We start from the raw sequence: 18,862 nt of genomic DNA, 5'->3' as shown, positions 1-18,862 counted from the left end.
TTCTAATTTCCAAGGAAAAGAAAAAGCCCGTACTCATCGTTTGCAACGACAATACGGGCCTTTTTGCAAAGCTATTACCCTATTAACAAGACATTAACCATGGCTTACTGCGTATAAAGCTGAGACGCCGGAATAATCTGCTTGGCCTGTGTTGCGCTCGACCAGCTCAGCTTCGCGGATGCACCGCCTGTTTTCTCGTAGTAATCAACGCGAATGCTATATTTCTGTCCGGACTGAAGGGAGATTGTTCCGCTCCACTCCGTCGCCGGCTGGTCGATCCACTTGTCGATAATAAGCTGATCGTTCACCCATACGCGGACACCGTCGTCGGATGTGGTATAGAACGTATACGTTTCGCTGTATCTCGGCTGGACGAAGCCTGACCAGCGGGCCAGAAAGTTGTCAGTGTTCATGCCGGATACCGGTGCTCCTTCGCCCCAGTCGAAATCAATATTTTCGGTCCGGTTCGCTACCCATTGCTCGAAGTTAAGTCCGTTCCAGTACGTACCGTTTAATCCCATTCCGCTGCCTACGCCGGAATCTCCGGGCGGCGGGTTGCTGCCGCTAGGCGCTCCGTAAACAAAGCTGTTCCCTTTAAACCCTACGTATACCTTGCCGAAAACATCCTTATCCCCATCAATGGCGGAGACATTATCGTAGATGCCTTTCGGATAGGTTGCAATCTTGCTCCAGTTCGCCCCTTCGTCCGTGGAACGCCATACGCCGTAATCTCCTTCTACCTTGCCTGCAAGATAGATCGCGGGATATCCGCCGCTTGTCGCCGCTTTGCCAAATCCAATAGACGTTGCATCCTTAACCGCGCTGATCTCCGTCCATGTCGTACCTCCGTCAATGGAATGATAGAGCGAATAAGATGACCCGTCGAGTTGGCCAAAGGTGAGGAAGAGATGACCCGCTTTGCCAGGCACCGATTTCAGTGTCATATTAAACCAGCCTACCGCCCAGCCTTTTGGAAGGGTTGTATTGACCAGACTCCACGATTGACCGCCGTTTGTCGTTCGGTACAAGCCGTTATCGTTGTGATACAGATAGAAGGTATGGTCGTTAACCGTATCGGCAGCCAGGGCATGACGGTTCAAGTAGTAGGCAAAATGCGATCCGCCCACATATTGCCCGTTATCATAAGCATTCTCCGTCCCCGGCAAAACGATAGCATTCCAGGATTGTCCGCGGTTTGTCGTGTAATACGGCGTCCGGTTGCTGGTCGGCAAGTAGACGATATTGTTCGTATCCGAGGCTGCTACGGCAATATCTCCGAAATGCATGTCCGACGGTACCGATGCGAACGGCGTCCAAGTCTGGCCTCCATCGGTCGAGTAGCCGCTTGGGAAGGCTTGTCCGTCGCTCTCGCAGCAGAAGCGGTGATCCGAGATGCTGGCAACTAGGAAATTCGGATTGTTGTACGAATAATCCAGATCCCAAGCGGTATTGAATCTGGAACTTGGTTGATGCTGCGACGGGTACTGGTCATTGTTCGCATGGTAAAATAAAGGCCGGTCCCAGAACGCCGTCACGGGCTTGCCGCCTTGCGGCACTACGATATCGTTGGATACCATTTCCTCAATGCCCGCGCTTAGCGATGTCCATGTTAATTGACTATCGTTAATATCCGTAGAGGTCCATACGCCTATGCCTTGCGCAAACCAAAGCTTATCGGGCACGACAGGGTCAAAAGCGACGTTGCCAACCGACATCCACCCTTCATCCGTCCAGGACAGCCATGGGACATCCCCCGATCCCGATACCCTGTTCTTGTCGAGCTGCGTCCATTGCCCTCCCCCGTTTGTGGTCCGGTAAGGCGTGCCGCCGCCGTTAAAAGCCAAAATTTTGCTTGGATTGGATGGCGATACCGCAATGCTCCAAATATCCGCGTTGCTGTTGATTTGCGTCCAGCTTCCTCCCGCATACTTCCATACGCCTCCGCCAGACACGTACAATACGCCGGACACGATCTCCATGTCGGTATAGTTCCCGTTGTCCGCTGGGCCTGAACCCGTAATTTTATACCAGCTGTTGCCGCCGTTATCCGTCCGGTAAATGCCTTTGCCGTATACGGAAGCGTATGCCGTCTTCGTCCGGGTAACGCCGCCGTCGCTCACTGTACCGCTGCCGGCGTCAATCGCGACGTCCTGCACGCCATGCACGGATTCTCCCGTACCCGGAATGCCCGCGTCCGCCGACCAATTGGTTCCGCCGCTTCTCGTTACGTATAATCCGTTGCCTATGGTGCCGTAATAAACAACATTCTCATTGGCCGGATCAACGGCTAATCTCTCGCCTGTCGTACGGGCATCCCCGTTCGCGTTGTTGGCAAGTCCCGATACATTGGTCTTGCTCCAGGAATCCCCTTTATTGCCGCTTTTGTAGACGCTGTCGCCAAACGCCATATAAGCGGCATTGGCATTGCTTGGCGCAGCAACAATACTTACGACTCCTTTATGTCCTCCCGGCGATTCATCCGGCATGCTTCCCGCGGTTACTAATTGGATCCAGCCCGTCTTCGCATCATTTAAACGGTAGGCTCCGCCTACATCCGTACGCGCGTATATCACGTTTCCGTTAGGATGAATATCGATTCCGGTTACGAAACCGCCTCCGCCCGTTTTTAATTGCTGCCAATCATAGGATGCGGAAATATCGCTTGTTGCCGCCTCGGCGGTTGCAGGCTTGAATGATAAAATAGAAATTTGCGCAAGCAGCGCTACAACCGCGATAATGGCGGTGCCTTTCTTGAACATAACTTGTTCCTCCCTGTAACTAAAGATTATGAATCCTATTGCAGAAAGCGAATCTATGTCATCCGCTTATCGGTCTTCCCGGGATTAGGCCGACAAGGCGGTTATTTTAAGATCCGGTTAGACCTGCATCGTTAAAGCGCTTTCAAATCGATTCATTATCACCTCTAGTTGTTTGCCTCCGTCGTAGGTAAACAGGACGAATAGGCTTGTCGCATGCCTATTCGTCCCACCTCTTCCTGTTGAAAAAACAAATTAGTTAGCTGCTTGCAAAATACGATAAATCAGTACGGCCGCTTCAGCACGCGTTGCGTTTCCGCTTGGCATGAAGCTTCCGTTTTCGTAGCCGTTTAATAATCCCGCTCCGCTTAATTGAAGAACGGCTTCCTTCGCGTAAGAGGAGATGGAAGCCTCATCGGTATACCCCGTTGCCGGAATACCGGTACTTGGCTTCAAACCAAAGGCATTAGCCGCATTCCAGATCATAGCCGCCATTTCTTCGCGGGTAATCGTACGGTTTACGCCAAAGCTTCCGTCGCTGTAGCCTTTGACAATTCCAAGCTTCTCGGCGGAAGCCACTTCGTGCTCATACCAAGCCCCTTGTTTCACATCGGTAAAGGACGATACGGCACTCGGCTGCAGCAAATCAAAGGTGCGGACAAGCATGGAGATAAATTCAGCTCTCGTGACCTTGTTCTGAGGGGCGAAATGTCCCTCTTGCACGCCATTAACAATTTGTCGCGCGGCTAATCCGTCGATCGCCTCTTGCGCCCATTTGACAGAGCCTGCATCCGTAAAGGTTGGCGATGCTGCCGTGATGGCATATTGGCTGAAATGCGGCGGATAAAAGACCAGCATGCCGGACAGGGCATCATAACGCGAGTTTTTCACCGGTTCCAGTTTGCCGCCATCGCCTACATAGGAAGCAATAACCGTGCCCGGTTTTTGACCGGACTGCAGGTTGTAAGGAATTTCCGCTTTCACAGGATGATAACCGTTAAACGTATGCACGGCTGTCCCGTCTACCAACAGGTTGAAGTCATAGACAAGCTTGCCTGCGCTGTCCGAAGCGGCAAGCTTGCTGATTTGCAGCTTGATCGTCTGATCATCGGCATGAAGTCCGGCAATTGCGTCTGTCGACAACGTCAACGTAAAGAATGGCGTTACGATTCGAATCCGGTTAATCCCTTGCTGCTTGGCTTCCAATACGGATGCAGCCGGAATATCGAGATCAAGCGAATCGAACTTGCCCGTTGAGGCAGCTGTCTCTATGGAGATAGCATCCTTCTTGTCTTTCACAGCACCTTGGATAGCATCGCTTATGGTTTGCGCTTTAAGATTTATAGCGGCATGCGTTCCATCCATGCTTGGAACAGTATGAATAGTTCCGCCTTTCACGGTTGGATCCGATACGTTTGTTGTTCCTGTCCCGGTCTGCGGCTGCTTGGACGTTCTAGCTTCAACAGCCGTACTCTTCGCTGATTCATTGCCACGCGCGTCTCGTGCCGCGACCCTGAAGCTATATAACGTATCCGGGGTTAAACCCGTTGCCGTATAGCTTGTTCCCGTAACGGTCGCCTGCTTCGAATCGCCCGCATAAACGTCATAGCCCGTTACGCCAACATTGTCCGTTGCTGCGCTCCAGCTGATAACGGCGCTCTGGCTGGTTACATTGCTTACATGTAGATTGGTTGGCACGGAAGGTGCTTCCGCATCCGCTGCCAACGTTCGTAATTGAACAGGTCCAAGCGTTTCCGAGGCTGTACCTTCCCCATCCACTGCAACGACGCGATACGCGTATTCCGTGTTAGGATCAAGATTCGTAACCGTAAACTGACGCACGGCATTCCCGTCAACGGTTGCGATTGGAGCCGCGACGCCGTCTTGATAAACCTCGTAACGCGATACGGCGAAATCATCGGTTGCATTCGCCCAGTACAACTTCACGTTGGTCTCTCCGCGCTCCGTATAATAGAGCTTCGCGGTCTTTGGCCAAGAAGGCGCCGTTGTATCCGGTATCGTCGAAATCGCGGGTTTTCCGGCCGATTGGCCGTTATCCCAGACGTATACCTTTACGATATGGCCGTCGACGGCTTCCGGCAGTTTTAATTCGGCGCCAAGTACCGCCTTGCCGTTCGCTTTCAAGCTTGCCGTTGTCTTGACCAGCTTTACAGGATTCGCTTGACCATCCTCGAGCGCTGCAACCAAATTCACTTGCTGCGCAATGCCGGTATTGTTCTGTACAGAGGTCTCGACCTTGATGGTCTGACCGCCGGTAAGAGCGGTAAGCGGCTGCCCGGCTTCGTTCTTGTAGCTGATACCGGTCACCTCGGTCAAATCACGAACACTGAAATCTTGTGGTGACGAATACTGCACTCTGCCCTGACTATCCGTTGCTTTGGCAATCATGTAGTAGTCCCCAGGCAAATCGGCTTCTATCTGCAGCGAATAAGGGGCAGTAGTATCCTCGCCCAGCTTCCGGTCGCCTTCGAAGAATTCAACTTTAGAGATCGAGCTTCCGGATGCCGCGGCCGCCTCTGCCTGAATGGCAACGCTTGCCCCTGCCTTGTAGACTCGTCCGGCTTGAACCGCATTAGGCAGTTCTTCATCGGATTGGATGCCCGAGATGCTCACTTCCGGTAGGCCCGCAGGCTGGCCATACACGAATCCGCGGCCTTCGAGCGACAGATATACGCGGTCCTTGTAGCGCATGTCTGCTTCAATGCTGTTGGTCCCCCCGAAGGAATGACTGGCATCCGTGATTTTCTGCCAGCTCTTCGCATTGTCCTTGGATACATACACGCCGGAAGTGCTGTCTCCGTTTGCGATACCGTACAGGTAAATGTAAGGCTGGTCCGGACTGTCGCCTTTGCCGAAGGCTACGTCAACGGCTGCTTGAACGTTAGGCACTTCCGTAAAGTCGGTCACCGAAGCATCCGCGGAGCGGTACAGCTTCGAATATTTGCCTGCGTGGTCATCGCCGAAATCTCCTTGTTTGGATGCCAGGAATACGTCCCCTTCCTTGGCCGGGTTAACTTTAACCTTCACGAATGGAAGTGCTGCAAAGTTCACCTTATGCTCGGGATTGGATGCGGTGTAATCCTCGTCGCCCTGCGCCTCGTAGCCGGTGTACGTATTCTTCCACGTCTTGCCGCTGTCTTCGCTCATATAAAATTGGGCAATCTTTGAATCCTTTTCCGTGAACATATAAAACTTGCTTCCATTTACTTTGTCGGATGCCAGATTCTGCGTGGAGCTCCACCAGTAGCTGTTACGTTCATACAGATGGCCAAATACCTGACTTTCAATCCCGCTCGCATCCTTCCACGTCTTCCCGCCATCCTCGCTATACTTCATATAGCCGTTATATGGAGACCAGATCATGCGGCTTGGCGTTGTAGAAGACATGGCGATCATTCCCCCTGTTGTCTCGAGGGTTGACGGAATGGCGGATTCCTCCCAGGTACGCCCGCCGTCATGCGTTGTCCCGTAGAAATTGAACGGCGCACCGTTCCATAGCGCAAACTGATGATAGCCCATATAAGCCATCTCGTTCGGATTCTGATAGCTGTAATCAAGTCCCGACATTTGGGTCAAATTAATGCCCCACATCGGCGGGCCGTCGTATTTCTGGCCCATTAACCTCGTATCAGGCACCGTATTGCGATCCCGTACCGAGAAGCCCGCGGAATCGGCCGACCCGACATGCACGTCGAAGCCACCCGCAAGAGGCGGTACTTTGGCGATATAGCCTACCAGCTCTTCAATGCCATGCATGTTGGCATCGGCAACCGGCGTATCGGTATTAATGCCCCTGATTTTCAGGATGCCAAAGCCCGTTGAAGTCCATGCCGTCGTAGGGTCGATAGGATCGACTACTAGCGGCGCTCGCTCATGGTTCGACCACCATTCCGGATAATACTCCGGCTCGATTCCTTTGTGCTCCTGCTTGAGGCTCCAGGTCAGGCCCCCATCCGAGCTTACGTACATCCAGGCATTGCCCGCATCGGAATCACCGGCCTGCGCGTAGAAAAGCGAAGCATTGGACGGATCCATATCGATCCCTACAACCGTCTTCTGCACGATTTCGCTATGATCATTGGAATCAAATACCTTGGCAAGCACCGAATCCGTGCGCTCCGCGCGCAGAATCGTCTGTCCGCTTGTCACAAGCAGGGTACCGCTTGCATTCACAGCCGCGCGGAAGAAATGATTGGACTCGCTGCCCGTTGGTCCGCCAAGCTTCGCGAAGCTTATGCCGCCGTCAATCGTTTTGTAGACTCCGTCCTCATAGACGCCGACATAGAATATTTTCGTATCCCCTGATGCCGTCGTACCCGAATTCTTATCGAAGGCAACAAACGAAAACCCGCCGCAGCCCGCTTTGTCCTGGCAGGTTGGCGTATTCGGCAGACCTCCAGTCAGCTTGGACCAAGCAGCATTGCCCTTCTTCGTCCATAATCCGTCTCCTCGCGAGGCGAAGTACAGACTGCCGGAACGGTTCGGGTCAACCGCCAGCCGCTCTCCCGTCTCGGAGCGGAGCGCATCGTTTCCTCCCATGTAAATATCGTTTGCTCCCATACCCGTAGCCGCCCAAGTCTCGCCGCGATTATGGGAAGCATAGATTTCTCCGCCTTTGCTATACGAACCGTTAACGGCCATATAAACATCATCGGCGGCACCCGGATCAATCGCTATGCTCTCTACGGCGTAGCCATGGCGATTATCCAAGCTTAGCCAGTCCGATAAAGGCTCCCAGCGGTCTTCTTCGCGCACGTAACGGTATACGCCGCCAACGTCCGTCTTTGCATACATCAGATATGGAGCCGTCTTCTGCGTGACAAGACCGGTAACCCAGCCCATTCCCTGAAGATTAACGCTGTTCCATTCCCAGGGCTGCTCTGTCTCTTCGGCCGGCGAAGCTTGAATGCTTGGCGTTGCCATAGAACTAAAACCCTGGATGAGCAAAACAAACGCAAAAACGGTACTCAGCCATTTCCTGTTTCTTCTCATGGTAGATCCCTCCATCCTTTCCCGTTAAGACACGTCTGCCGCAATAACCGGCGAATAAGCAGATGATTGCTTGGGATTTATTGCGTAAGCATAAATGCGGTATCCGACGGCATTGCCCGGAACGATGAATCCGGCATGAATAACGGAGGATTCGGATACAGAAGCTTCCGACTGTACCGTTGACCGGTCCACAACCCCGCCTGAAGCTTCGCGCAATTCAATTACATAGGTCGTTTCAATGCTCGTAAACGATTCGTTGACGAATTGAACGGATACGTCTTTAAAGCTGACTCCCGAGTATGGAAGCTCCGTCTCGCCATCGGTAACCTTGATCCAATCAACCGCAACGGATTCCGATGGTTCCGGCAGCGGGACGACGGCATCGGAAGTAAGAAGCTGGACATGATCGAGATAACCGGTCCAGTTCGCTGACGAATCTCCGTTAATGGTCCAGGTTATCGACGTCATCTGCGGAGCAGCAGCGTCAGCCCCCGGCGTAAAGGTCACTTCGTATTGACCGGGAGCTTCGGTAGTCTCGATCGCGGCCGACTTGATCAAATCCTCGCCTTCGTTCCCGGAGATCTTCACGTTTACATCGGCCGGCTTGGACCCTCTCATGGAAAACCGCAGCGTATAGCTTTGTCCAGGAGCCGCATCCGCGCCATCAAGCTTCACAACAGCCGGTCCTTTGCCCGCTTCGATATCGATTCTACCGCGCCCGTGATCATTAGACAGTTCAGCGCCGCTTCCCGATACGGACCAATGTTCTAAACCGCTCTTGAAATCGCCATTCCGGACATGATTGTTCACGAATGGAAGCGGCTGTAACCGTACGTCGTCGATCGAGGTCGTTGTAGCCGTGGACCAGAAAATATGTCCGATAGACATACGGTCGATCTTGTCCACGTCTCCGAGGAACGGAATGTTCTGCTGCTTCAGTTCGCCGTTTAAGTAAATATCATAGGTATGCGTAGGAACGTGAACGATCAGTTTATAATTGCGCCATTCGCTCGTATTGAAATCGCCATCCACGATCCGGTGCCCCGGAGCTTCCGTACTGTCAAAGTTTTCGCCGACCATATTGAAGCGCAGACCCCAAGCCTCAACAAGCGACAAGGCATCCTGACCGGATGCGCTGTCCCACAGACGGACGATCGATACGGCTCCTTGATCCGTATTTTTCATGCGGTATTCAAAAGTGAAGTTTCCCGTCTGCGGGTCAAACGATTTCGTAAGACCGTTTGGGGAATTTTGCAAATCATGCTTCACCTTCAGCTGCTTGCCTCCATCCTGCGAGACGACCTCATAGGTGCCTTCGTCAGGATTGCTGCCGTTCTTGGTCCAGCCTGCGGGAAGTCCGCCGATCTCCGTCGTCTCAAAGTTCTCGTTAATCGCTGCAGGCTGAACGAGCCTAAAGTGTACGATATAGCGGTTCGTTCCTTCGCTATCGGATACGGTAATAACCGCTTGTCCAGGCAAGCCTTGCGCTTGTTCAATCGTTACCTGATTGCTTTCTTGCGCCGTTGCCGTGACTGCCGGTACGGCCGTGGTTCCGACTGCAAGATCGTAATAGTAAGTGTGAGCAGCGGGATCAAAATCAGGAATAGCCGTATCATCCACTTTAAGCCCGGTTAAGGATTGCGGACCACCGGGTGTTTGGGGTTGTTCTCCCGAATCCCCATCCGAAACCTCGCTTAAGGTGAAATCATCCAGGTAGACCTGGTCGGCGCCTTCGCTCCAGATGGATACGAACTGCGTACCCCATTCTTGGGCCATGTCATCCGGTGTTTCAAACGTTATCTCCTTATAGGTGAACTCCGAGTTGTCGGGACCAAACTGGAAGGAACCGTAAGTGTGGGAAGAATCATCCTCCGGTTTCTTGTAATTGATCATGACCGTTGCCGTTTGCGTACCTGTCCCCGTACCTGCTGTTTTGCCCCATACGCCAAGCTTGTAGGACTTCCCTGGCTGGAGGGCAACTACTTGACGGCCCCCATTGTTCAGCAGCACTTTAAGACTGGCGCTGCCCGTATGCGACATATCGCTAGCAGCCGTGAAGCCTTCCCCCCATGCCTGCCAATTATTTATGCCGTCCTCGAGGCCAGGATTAAGCAGCATGGTATTAACCGGTGGCAATGGAGTAGCGCCGCCTTCCCCCTCTCCGGGATCTTCTCCCCCAACGGTGGTTGAACGGATGGAGATTTGCTTTAACGAAAACGCCGTCATATCGCCGCCGAACGGAATTTGCAGCGTAGCGCTCTCTAAATCCTCAGCAGGCGTAAAGGTTACGGAGTAGTGTTTCTCCTGTCCAAGCGTCAGTGTCTGCTGCGATAGAACAACCGTATTGCCGTCGCTTCCTGCCGCCCGCAGCCATACTTCGATTCCCCGCTCCACCTGGGCTTTTGCATCAAAGGAAAACGTATATTCCACGTCCTTGGAAAGAGCGCCTGTGGTTTGTCCTAACGATTGCTCCCACATATCGTCATTTATCAATGGCGTAAAGGTAGCCCATCCGTCTGCCGTCTCGAACGACGTCTTTCCCGTATCCAGCCACCAATCCGAAAGTCCCTGCGAGAAATCGCCGTTATGCACGATTTCCCCGTTTCCTTGCGCCATTGCTTTGTTGGAAACGCTTCCTAAACATTGAACGAATAGTGCCGCTGTTACGATAAGCATAATGAATAATTTTCTCTTCTTACGTCTTTCCACGCGTTCCTCCCCCTTCCTGATCATTGCCGTGCAACTTTAATTGTAAGCGGTTGCAAAATGATGCGATTATTCCTTTCCCACTCCTTTTATTGGATATTTTCCTTTCGTGTAAGAGTGTATATGATACGGCTTAGAAAGGGAGTGAGAGAAGAGAATGATCAGGGTAGGAAGGAATGCCGGGGAAAGTCGGAACCTAGCCTGAGCGTCTTGTATAAATGCATACGAATCAGCTTTCTTTCGCACTACATTAATCCCATCCTCTTACCTGGCCGCAGGCTGCGAACAGAAAAGACACCTCACTTGATAAAGGAAGGTGTCTTTTCTCGTCCAACTATTCTTTTCTTGTTAACCGCGTCGTTCTTCCAGCCATAGTATCGAGGTTACGCCGCGCGGATAATACCGGCTTCCTTTTACCACTCCTGCATGAGTCTGGTCGCTCCATGCCCAATAGGCATTTTGAGGATCCTTGAGCCAAGAGGCATGGGCGTAATCGGCTGCTCTATGTTGCTCTGGCTGAATGACTCCCAGCACCTCTCTAGCGACATACTGATTCAAATAGATTTTGCTGGACCAGGAGTTAATGCTTGTCGACGATAACTGCCATCCGCCGTCCGCGAAAAGGCATACGCCGGGTACAAGGATGTTCTCCAAATGCTTCTTCAAGGCGCTTAAATAACCCGCATGCGGGCTGTCCTTGCCGTACACCTCTAACAAACCTGCTGCGTACGGATATACGAGACCTTCAATGGCAGGAATGATGCGGGATACGCTCTCCCCATCCAATATAGCGGGAATCGTACCGTCTTCCTCCACTCCGGAAGTCACGGTTGACGCACAGCGGGCAGCCTGCTCTGCCGCTTGGCCGGCAAGCTCTGTCTCTCCTTCGCGCTCAAACAAATCCGCAAGCATCACATAGACCGCCCAGCACTTGCTTGCGATATAGATATTCCGACGGGATTGTCCAAGCGAGACATCCAGGCTGTCATAGGTCGTAATTTCCGCGCCGCCGTTTGTCCTGCTGCTCTCCAAATCCATCATCCCGTCTCTTTGGCCGGCGTTATGATGATCCCGGTTCAGCATGCTGGAGAAGCAGCTCTTGATGATCGCCATTTTATCCGCAAGCCATGAGCGGTCTTGTGTCTTCCCCGCATAGACAAGCGCGCACAGCAGCCAGTTCGTAAGCTGCTCCTGCGTCATATACGAGAAGCAATCCTCAATTTCCGAAATCTCGTAGGCCGAATATTGCGGTCTGGAAAAGACGTTAGCAACACCCATATCATGCGTAAAGCTGATACCGCCTTCGTATTTCTTCGGGTTACCGTATTCTTGTACCTCGTCTTTGTAGCTATAGCGTCCGACGAACAAATCCAGTACATTACGAACCGTCCAAGGGTTCATTTTCATTTCGAAGAATAACTGGTCTACGGTCAAATCCAACGTATTGATCATCCGATATTCACCCTCGTTGACAATCCATACCGGCTTTCCCTGGACATCCAGCAATTCCGTACTGCCGTAATAGCTGTGAACGGAATGGCGAATCATGAACTTCTGGTCTTCCGAGAGGCCAACCTCTTCCATCTCCACTTCCAATTGTCCTGAAGCGGCATCTACAGCATCAAACTGCTCAAGCGCGTAACGGGCAACCGATTCAATGGATTCAAACAATCTCGTGTAATAATAAGAGCCGGATAGTCCCGAGGTAACAATCCCTGCCTGGTAGAAGCAAATCGCATAACGAACCGTTACTTTCTCTCCAACCGGAACCTCAGTCAATAATGCTCCGCATGATCCCAGACCAAACGTATGATGGGCTTTCGACCGCGGCTTCAGAATGCTCTCCATATCGAATCCAAGGGAAGAATACGTTCCCGCATGCTCGGTTGCGATCGCTGTCCGGAGCCCTTGTCCTATACCGCAATATCCGGAAGGCATCGTGTCGTCAAGCCTTCTCATGTTGGAGTAGGGGTCATTTCCTTGATAGCCGAAAAACAAAGTTCTAGCTTCCGTCCCGCTCGTGTTGTCCAGTGTGAGCTCTGCCCATACCGCGGGTACCAAAGCTGCCTTAAGCTCCTCCTCCGTTGCCTGATCGGGATCCGGGACAGCCTGAATTTGCGTCAGAATGCGGAACGACAGATCGCCTGCGCGCCACTTGTCGGATGCAGCTTTATATTCTCGCGTAACGGCGTCCAGTGGGAAAGACCTTAGAGCAGCCGGCTCCGCTTCGGACTCTCCTTCCTCTTGCACATAGCGTTGTCTTTCATTATCGCTTCCCGCATAGAACGGCAGCAGCTCATAGTTGCTTCCTTCCCTGCCGGTGCAGCCAATATAGATATTCTGGTCGGCCGGTTTGCCAAGCTCCAGTCCGAGCCCTCCGTTTGCGCCCGGATATCCTAACGTAAAGCTGGCAAACGCGCCGATCGGCGAATGCTGCGCATTAAAGAAGATTGATTCATGGTTAGATTTCATCGTAACTCCACCTTCGTTCAATAGTCATACTCTTTCCTATTATAAGAAGGCATGCATGCCGGAAGAGAGGGACAACTGATTGCGCAAGGTAGCAAAAAAAGACGCAAACCGGCTGTAGCCGGCTTGCGTCTTGCTGACATGCTGCTTATTTTCTCTTATCCACTTCGGCTTGAACTTCTGTCGTAATTTTGTCGCCGCCTTGCGCTTTCCATTGCGACACGAACGTATCGAACGAATCAAGCGGCTGCGTGCCCAGAATAATTTTCAGGTACGTTTGTTTCTGCAGGGATTGCAAGTCTGCCCATGATTTCGTCATCGTTTCGGTTTGGCCTCCATACACGTTTGGAGTCACAACGATGTTGTTCTCATTGTCGGTTACAACCTTCATCGCGTTATTGTAAGCGAGGTATCCAATCCTGTTGGCAATCGCCGTGTTCAGTTCCTCTTCCGTAGGTTTGCCCTTCAGAATGTTCTCGAGCGGATTGCTGATTTCCGCCTGAAGCTGCTTCAGACCGTCTACTTCCGTAGGCAGAAGAATGCTTTCATCGGCTTTTCCTGCCAGAATATCATTGTATTTCTTTTGCTGGTTATAGATCAGTGCAGGATCATTTACGCTCAAGTCCACATATTGAGCATGAGCAGCTACGGACACGGTACCTGCTGCTTGGTATTGCTCGCTTACAGGAACGAGTTCAGGAATCGTTTTGTCCTGGAATTCGGTTGACAGATTGATTAATTGGATGAGAAGCTCCGGATGCGCAAAGCCTTTTTTCACAACCATATAACCGCCAGGGCTAGGATTTGAGCCAATGTTCAGCTTGCCGTCGGATGTCAGCAGCGCATAGGCTTTCCAATCCGCATTTGGATTGTTATGGATCGTATTGCCAAGCGGATAATACGGAGCATACCAAGCTTCAAACACCATGCCCGCACGGCCGGAACTTACGTCCTCCGTTGTTTTTCCGCCGTCTTTCAGACCGTATTCCTTGTCGAGCGAGCCTTCTTTGTACATATCGCGCAAGACGGATAGAGCGGCTTTCGCTTCCGGTTGAATACCGCCGTATTTGACAACGCCGTCTTCTCCTTGTTCCCAAGTAGCCGGGAATGCATTCATGGCCCAATAGATGGTATCAAGCGTATGAAGGTCGAATTGGGAGCTATACATGCTGTTGCTTTGCGCCACGAGACCCAACGTATCGTTCTTGCCGTTACCGTCCGGATCCTGGGTTGTGAACGCTTTCGAAATCGTGCGGATATCGTCAATGGTCTTAGGCTCCGGCAAGTTCAGCTTCTTGCGCCAATCTTCGCGCACCCATACGAGCATCGGCTGCTCTTTCTCCATGCCGTAAGGAATAGCCATCATTTTACCGCCAAAGTTAACGGTATCAAATGCGTATTTATTTGCTGCGTAACGGTCTTTCACTTTCTGTGATGCGTATTTCTCGAAGTATGGCGTCAGGTCTTCAATCATATCGCCCTGAACAAGCGTATTTAACATGCTGACGGTTGTCTGTCCTTCAAGCGGGAAGATATCCGGAATGCGGTTGCTCGCAATGTCCAGAGACAGCTTCTTCGCATATTGGTCGCCGTCGGAAGGGGCTGTCCACAGCAGCTTTCCTTTGACGTTTAATGTTTTCTCCACATAATCCTGGAAGGCGTTTTTCTCATAGCTTTGTCCTGCCGGGAACTTTGGATCCTGGTTAATGCTTTTGACAACCGTGTAATTCACGACGTCTTTGTACGGTGCCATCGGATCGACGGCTGCATCCGGGCTTGGACTTGCGCTTGCATCTGCGTTTGCGCTTGCCGTTGCACCCGCATTGTTTGAATTTTTTGTAGCGCTTTCATTTGAACTGTTGGAGCAGGCTACCATGGAGAACATCAAGCAAGATGCAAAAACAACGGATAATGCTTTTTTGCTGCGCTTCATTTCTTACTTCCCCCTTATTAAATGTCTTTCAAACAAGTTCATTGTACCAATCCATAGGGAAATAGCCGTCAGAATACTGGACGCAGCCTGGTAGAGAAAAGGTGGTTGTTTTTCTGTTAATGTAAGCATTTTCATCCATTCTTCCACCCAAATCGCTCAAAATTCCAATGTATCTTGTCTTAATAAGATTATCGACGAAAAACGACAGCCGTCAACAAAAAAAATGACCTCTGAATAATCAGAGGCCACCGTTAAGCAGTTGTCTTACATAGTCTAAGCTTTCCCTTACTTCATCCGACGGATCATGATCCATCGGCTCGTGCTCGATGGTAAGCGCGCCTTGATAGTTAATCGCTTTAAGCTCGCTTATCACATCCGCGATAGGAACAATGCCTTGTCCAAGCGCACAGGAATCATGAGATCCAGCTGCCACCACATCCTTTAGATGAACGTGGACTAGATGCTCCTTGAGCTCCTGAACGGCTCGAACAGGGTCATAGCCTTGCGTCGCGAACCAGCCCGTATCAAGCGTCGAGCCTATCCAAGGCGCGAATCCGTCAATCTGGTCCAGCACTTCCCGCGCGTTTTTCTCCGGATGATTCTCGATACCGTACTTGATGCCAAACTGCTTGCCAAGTTCATGGATGGCGGGGGCATTCGAAGGGTGAAAACCATTGGCAAGCACGGGTGCGCCAATCGCTTTGGCCGTTTCGTAGACCTTCTTCATTTCATCTATGCCGGTATGCGGCGTACGGAAAGACGGGGTGTAAGAAACAACTTGCAGCTCGTAGCGCTCGAGCAGGTTCGCAGCCGTGCGAATCATTTCCGGCGTGGCTTGAACGGGATCAAGATGAGCCACCCATAGCTCCAACGCATCAAATCCCAATTGCTTGATACGACCCGCAAGTTGTTCGAATTCATAACCAAAGGAAGCGCTATGGAACTTACGGAAGGTCTCCTCCTGGTAAGCTCCCCATTCAAGACCGGGACGATATTGAAGAACCTCAGCCACGTAGTTGGCCGTCATGAACGCCAGCTTCATCCTTCTACTCCTCCCAGGTCCACTTCGACAAGCTTGCCTTCGCGGGCGGACTCGTATATGGCTTCAATAATGGCCATGTTCACGAAACCGCTGTAAGCATTCGTTATAGGCTCTGCGTTCCGCTGAATGCAATCGGTAAAATGGCGGATCATGAGCGAACGCGGATCTTCAGCAGTAGAAGACGGCAAAATGTCAATATCCGCGGTACGATTGAATTGCTCCAGCAGGAATTTGCCGGTATCGCCTTGAAGCGCAGCTCCTCCCTCTGAGCCCATCAGATGCAGGAACGAACCGTTATTCTCAGCGATGGTATGGGCTGCCCAGCTCACTTCAAGCTGCAAGGTAGCGCCGTTATCGAACCGGATCATGGCCGATGCCAGATCCTCTACGTCAAAGCTGCCATTCCAATTCGGCGTTCCCCAGGTTCCGATTCCTTTCTTCTTCCCGCCAAATTCGGAATAAGCGGCCGCGAAGACGGATACCGGCTTCGGGTTGCCCATCAAGTAGATGGCCAAGTCCAGCATATGAACGCCGACATCGATCAGCGGACCGCCGCCCGACAGCTTCTGCTGGGTGAACCAGGAGCCCCAGCCCGGTATGTTTTTTCTGCGGAACCATCCGGTTTTTGCATAATAGATTTGACCAAGCGCTCCTGTTGCAGCCTGCTCCTTAATCGCCAAGGAAGCAGCATCCCAACGCAACTGATGCGGGATCATAACCACTTTGCCGGATTCCTTTTGCGCTCTTACGATATTTCTCGCGCTCTTCAGATCAATAGCCAGGGGCTTCTCGATCAGAACATGCTTTCCTTCCTTCAGGGCCTGAATGACCAACGCTTCATGAAATAGATTAGGCACCGCGATAACAACCGCATCAATCTGTTTGTCTTGCAGCAAGGCGTCGATACTCTCGTGAGTGGTTGTAATTTGGAATTGCTCTGCGACCTGACGGGCTGCCTCAAGCTGCACGTCGGCAATCGCCGCAACCTCGGTATCTAGCTGCTGCTGGAAGTAAGATGCATGTACTTTGCCGATTGTACCGGCTCCAATAATGCCTATTCTTAATTTTTGATCCACCCTAAACTCTCCTTTATCGTTCATCTACTCTTTAACGGAACCCATCATAATGCCGTGAATGAAATAGCGCTGCAGGAACGGATAAATCGCAATAATCGGAACGAGAGACAAAATGATTTTTGCCGCGTTCAGCGTCTTGTTGGATACAAGGCTTGCTTCGATAATTTCCTGGCTCGTCATGCGGGACGGGTCAATCTGAATGAAGATCGACTGCAGGTACGTTTGCAGCGGCATCATTCCGGGATCGCGGATGAAGAGCAAACCGTTCAAATATTCATTCCAAGTCCCCACGATGGTAAACAAGGAAACGGTTGCAAGCACCGGCATCGATAAGGGCAGAAAAATCCGGAATAGCATTTGCCAAGGGTTCGCCCCGTCAATACCGGCTGATTCTTCCAGTTCTTTAGGGATGCTCCTGAAGAAGTTGATGACAAGAATGGTATTGTAGACGTTAACGATCCCCGGCAATACGAGCGCGGCCATCTTGTCGAACAATCCCAGATCATTCACGATCATATAGAACGGAACGAGACCTCCGCTGAACAACATGCAGAAAATAAGAAGCCACATGAATGGGGTACGCAACGGAAACTGTCTCGGATCCCGCGATAACGGAAAAGCGAGCAGCAGCGTTACGAGGAAACTCCCGGCCGTTGTATAGACAACCCGTTCAATGGATACCCAGGCTGCCTTGAAGAATGCGGCATCCTTGAAGATGCTCACATAGGATTGAAACGTGATATCTCTTGGAAAGATGGATACGAGTCCCGCTTCCGCTTTTGCCTGGGCGCTAAGCGATACCGATAACGTATGAAGCATCGGCGCTATGGATAACAGCATGATGACGATCATGAGCAAATAGACCATATAATCAAAGGCCGATTTCTTCTTCCGAATTGAGGCGATCATTGGTTGTCCCTCCCTCTAAAAGATGCGATAGCCCGCAAATTTCGATGCCAGTTTGTATGCCGTAGCAATTAAGAGCAAGCTGATGACCGACTTAAATAAACCTACCGCAGTACCTAATTCGTAATTGACCTGTTCAAAGCCGATGCGGTAGACGTAAGTATCGATGATATCGCCTGTAGGCTCTACAACCGGGTTATACAAGTTGAATACTTGGTCAAATCCGGCATTCAGAACGCCTTGAAGGCTTAATGTCGCGAGCAGAATGACGGTTGTCGTAATGCCCGGAAGACTGATATACCTGATTTTCTGCATGCGGGTAGCCCCATCGATATCCGCGGCTTCGTAGAGAGACGGATTAATATTCGTTAACGCAGCCAGATAGACGATCGCCGAGAAGCCGAACTCTTTCCATACGTCGGTCACGACGAGAATCGGACGGAACCATGTATTGCTGCCAAGGAACAGAATGGGATCGTGCACGCCAAGATGACCGAGAATCACATTAATTAATCCGTTGGAACCCAAAATATCTTTAATGATCCCCGCGATAATAACCCAGGATAAAAAATGCGGAAGATAAACGATCGTCTGAACCACTCGCTTGAAGAACATTTGTCTCACTTCGTTCAGGAAGAGAGCGAAAACGACAGGAACGATAAGGCCCGTTACCATCTTGGAAATGGATATAATCAAGGTGTTGCGAATCGCTTGCCAGCTTGCCTGGTTATGGAACATATAGCTGAAGTTCTCAAACCCGACTAAAGGAGAATGCCACATCCCTTTACCCGGATTAAAATGTTGAAACGCCATAATTATGCCGAACATCGGCGCAATGCTGAATAAAGCGAGCAAAGCCAGACCGGGAATCAGCATGAGCAAATAGTGATAGCTGTTTTTGGATAATTGCATGGGTCCCCCTCATTTCCCTGTCATTTTTAGAAATGGGCGCTAACTGCCG

General features: G+C 51.3%; 9 protein-coding genes. All 9 read right to left on the bottom strand.

All coding sequences use genetic code 11. The annotated features are described in order from the left end of the window. Window positions 1-104 precede the first annotated feature (104 nt). The gene (locus PJDR2_RS12925) at window positions 105-2,759 is read right to left on the bottom strand and encodes a PA14 domain-containing protein (RefSeq protein WP_015844143.1); all 2,655 of its coding nucleotides are present in this window, start codon (window positions 2,757-2,759) and stop codon (window positions 105-107) included. 252 nt (window positions 2,760-3,011) lie between these two features. Further along, on the bottom strand, window positions 3,012-7,769 hold the full coding sequence (locus PJDR2_RS31915) for an S-layer homology domain-containing protein (protein WP_015844142.1): 4,758 nt from the start codon (window positions 7,767-7,769) through the stop codon (window positions 3,012-3,014). A gap of 24 nt (window positions 7,770-7,793) precedes the next feature. Beyond that, window positions 7,794-10,478: a carbohydrate binding domain-containing protein gene (locus PJDR2_RS12915; protein WP_015844141.1), complete on the bottom strand. Its 2,685-nt coding sequence runs from the start codon at window positions 10,476-10,478 to the stop codon at window positions 7,794-7,796. Between the two features lie 345 nt (window positions 10,479-10,823). After that, window positions 10,824-12,947, bottom strand: coding sequence for a glycoside hydrolase family 52 protein (locus tag PJDR2_RS12910; RefSeq protein WP_015844140.1), 2,124 nt, complete (start codon window positions 12,945-12,947; stop codon window positions 10,824-10,826). Window positions 12,948-13,092: 145 nt separating this feature from the next. Next, window positions 13,093-14,877, bottom strand: coding sequence for an ABC transporter substrate-binding protein (locus PJDR2_RS12905; protein WP_015844139.1), 1,785 nt, complete (start codon window positions 14,875-14,877; stop codon window positions 13,093-13,095). Window positions 14,878-15,115: 238 nt separating this feature from the next. Further along, on the bottom strand, window positions 15,116-15,919 hold the full coding sequence (locus PJDR2_RS12900; protein WP_015844138.1) for a sugar phosphate isomerase/epimerase family protein: 804 nt from the start codon (window positions 15,917-15,919) through the stop codon (window positions 15,116-15,118). Further along, on the bottom strand, window positions 15,916-16,995 hold the full coding sequence (locus tag PJDR2_RS12895; RefSeq protein ID WP_015844137.1) for a Gfo/Idh/MocA family protein: 1,080 nt from the start codon (window positions 16,993-16,995) through the stop codon (window positions 15,916-15,918). Before PJDR2_RS12895 ends, PJDR2_RS12900 begins: the two co-directional genes overlap by 4 nt. Before the next feature lie 24 nt (window positions 16,996-17,019). Next, window positions 17,020-17,904 (bottom strand): carbohydrate ABC transporter permease, encoded by an 885-nt coding sequence (locus PJDR2_RS12890; RefSeq protein WP_015844136.1) that lies wholly within the window; start codon window positions 17,902-17,904, stop codon window positions 17,020-17,022. Between the two features lie 15 nt (window positions 17,905-17,919). Next, a complete protein-coding gene (locus PJDR2_RS12885) occupies window positions 17,920-18,813 on the bottom strand; it encodes an ABC transporter permease (RefSeq protein ID WP_015844135.1) in 894 nt (297 codons plus the stop codon). Window positions 18,814-18,862 lie beyond the last annotated feature (49 nt).

The sequence above is a fragment of the Paenibacillus sp. JDR-2 genome (genome assembly GCF_000023585.1).
Taxonomy (GTDB): domain Bacteria; phylum Bacillota; class Bacilli; order Paenibacillales; family Paenibacillaceae; genus Pristimantibacillus.
The sequence above is the reverse complement of the archived record's forward strand: the minus strand, read 5'-3'. Positions and strand labels throughout refer to the sequence as shown.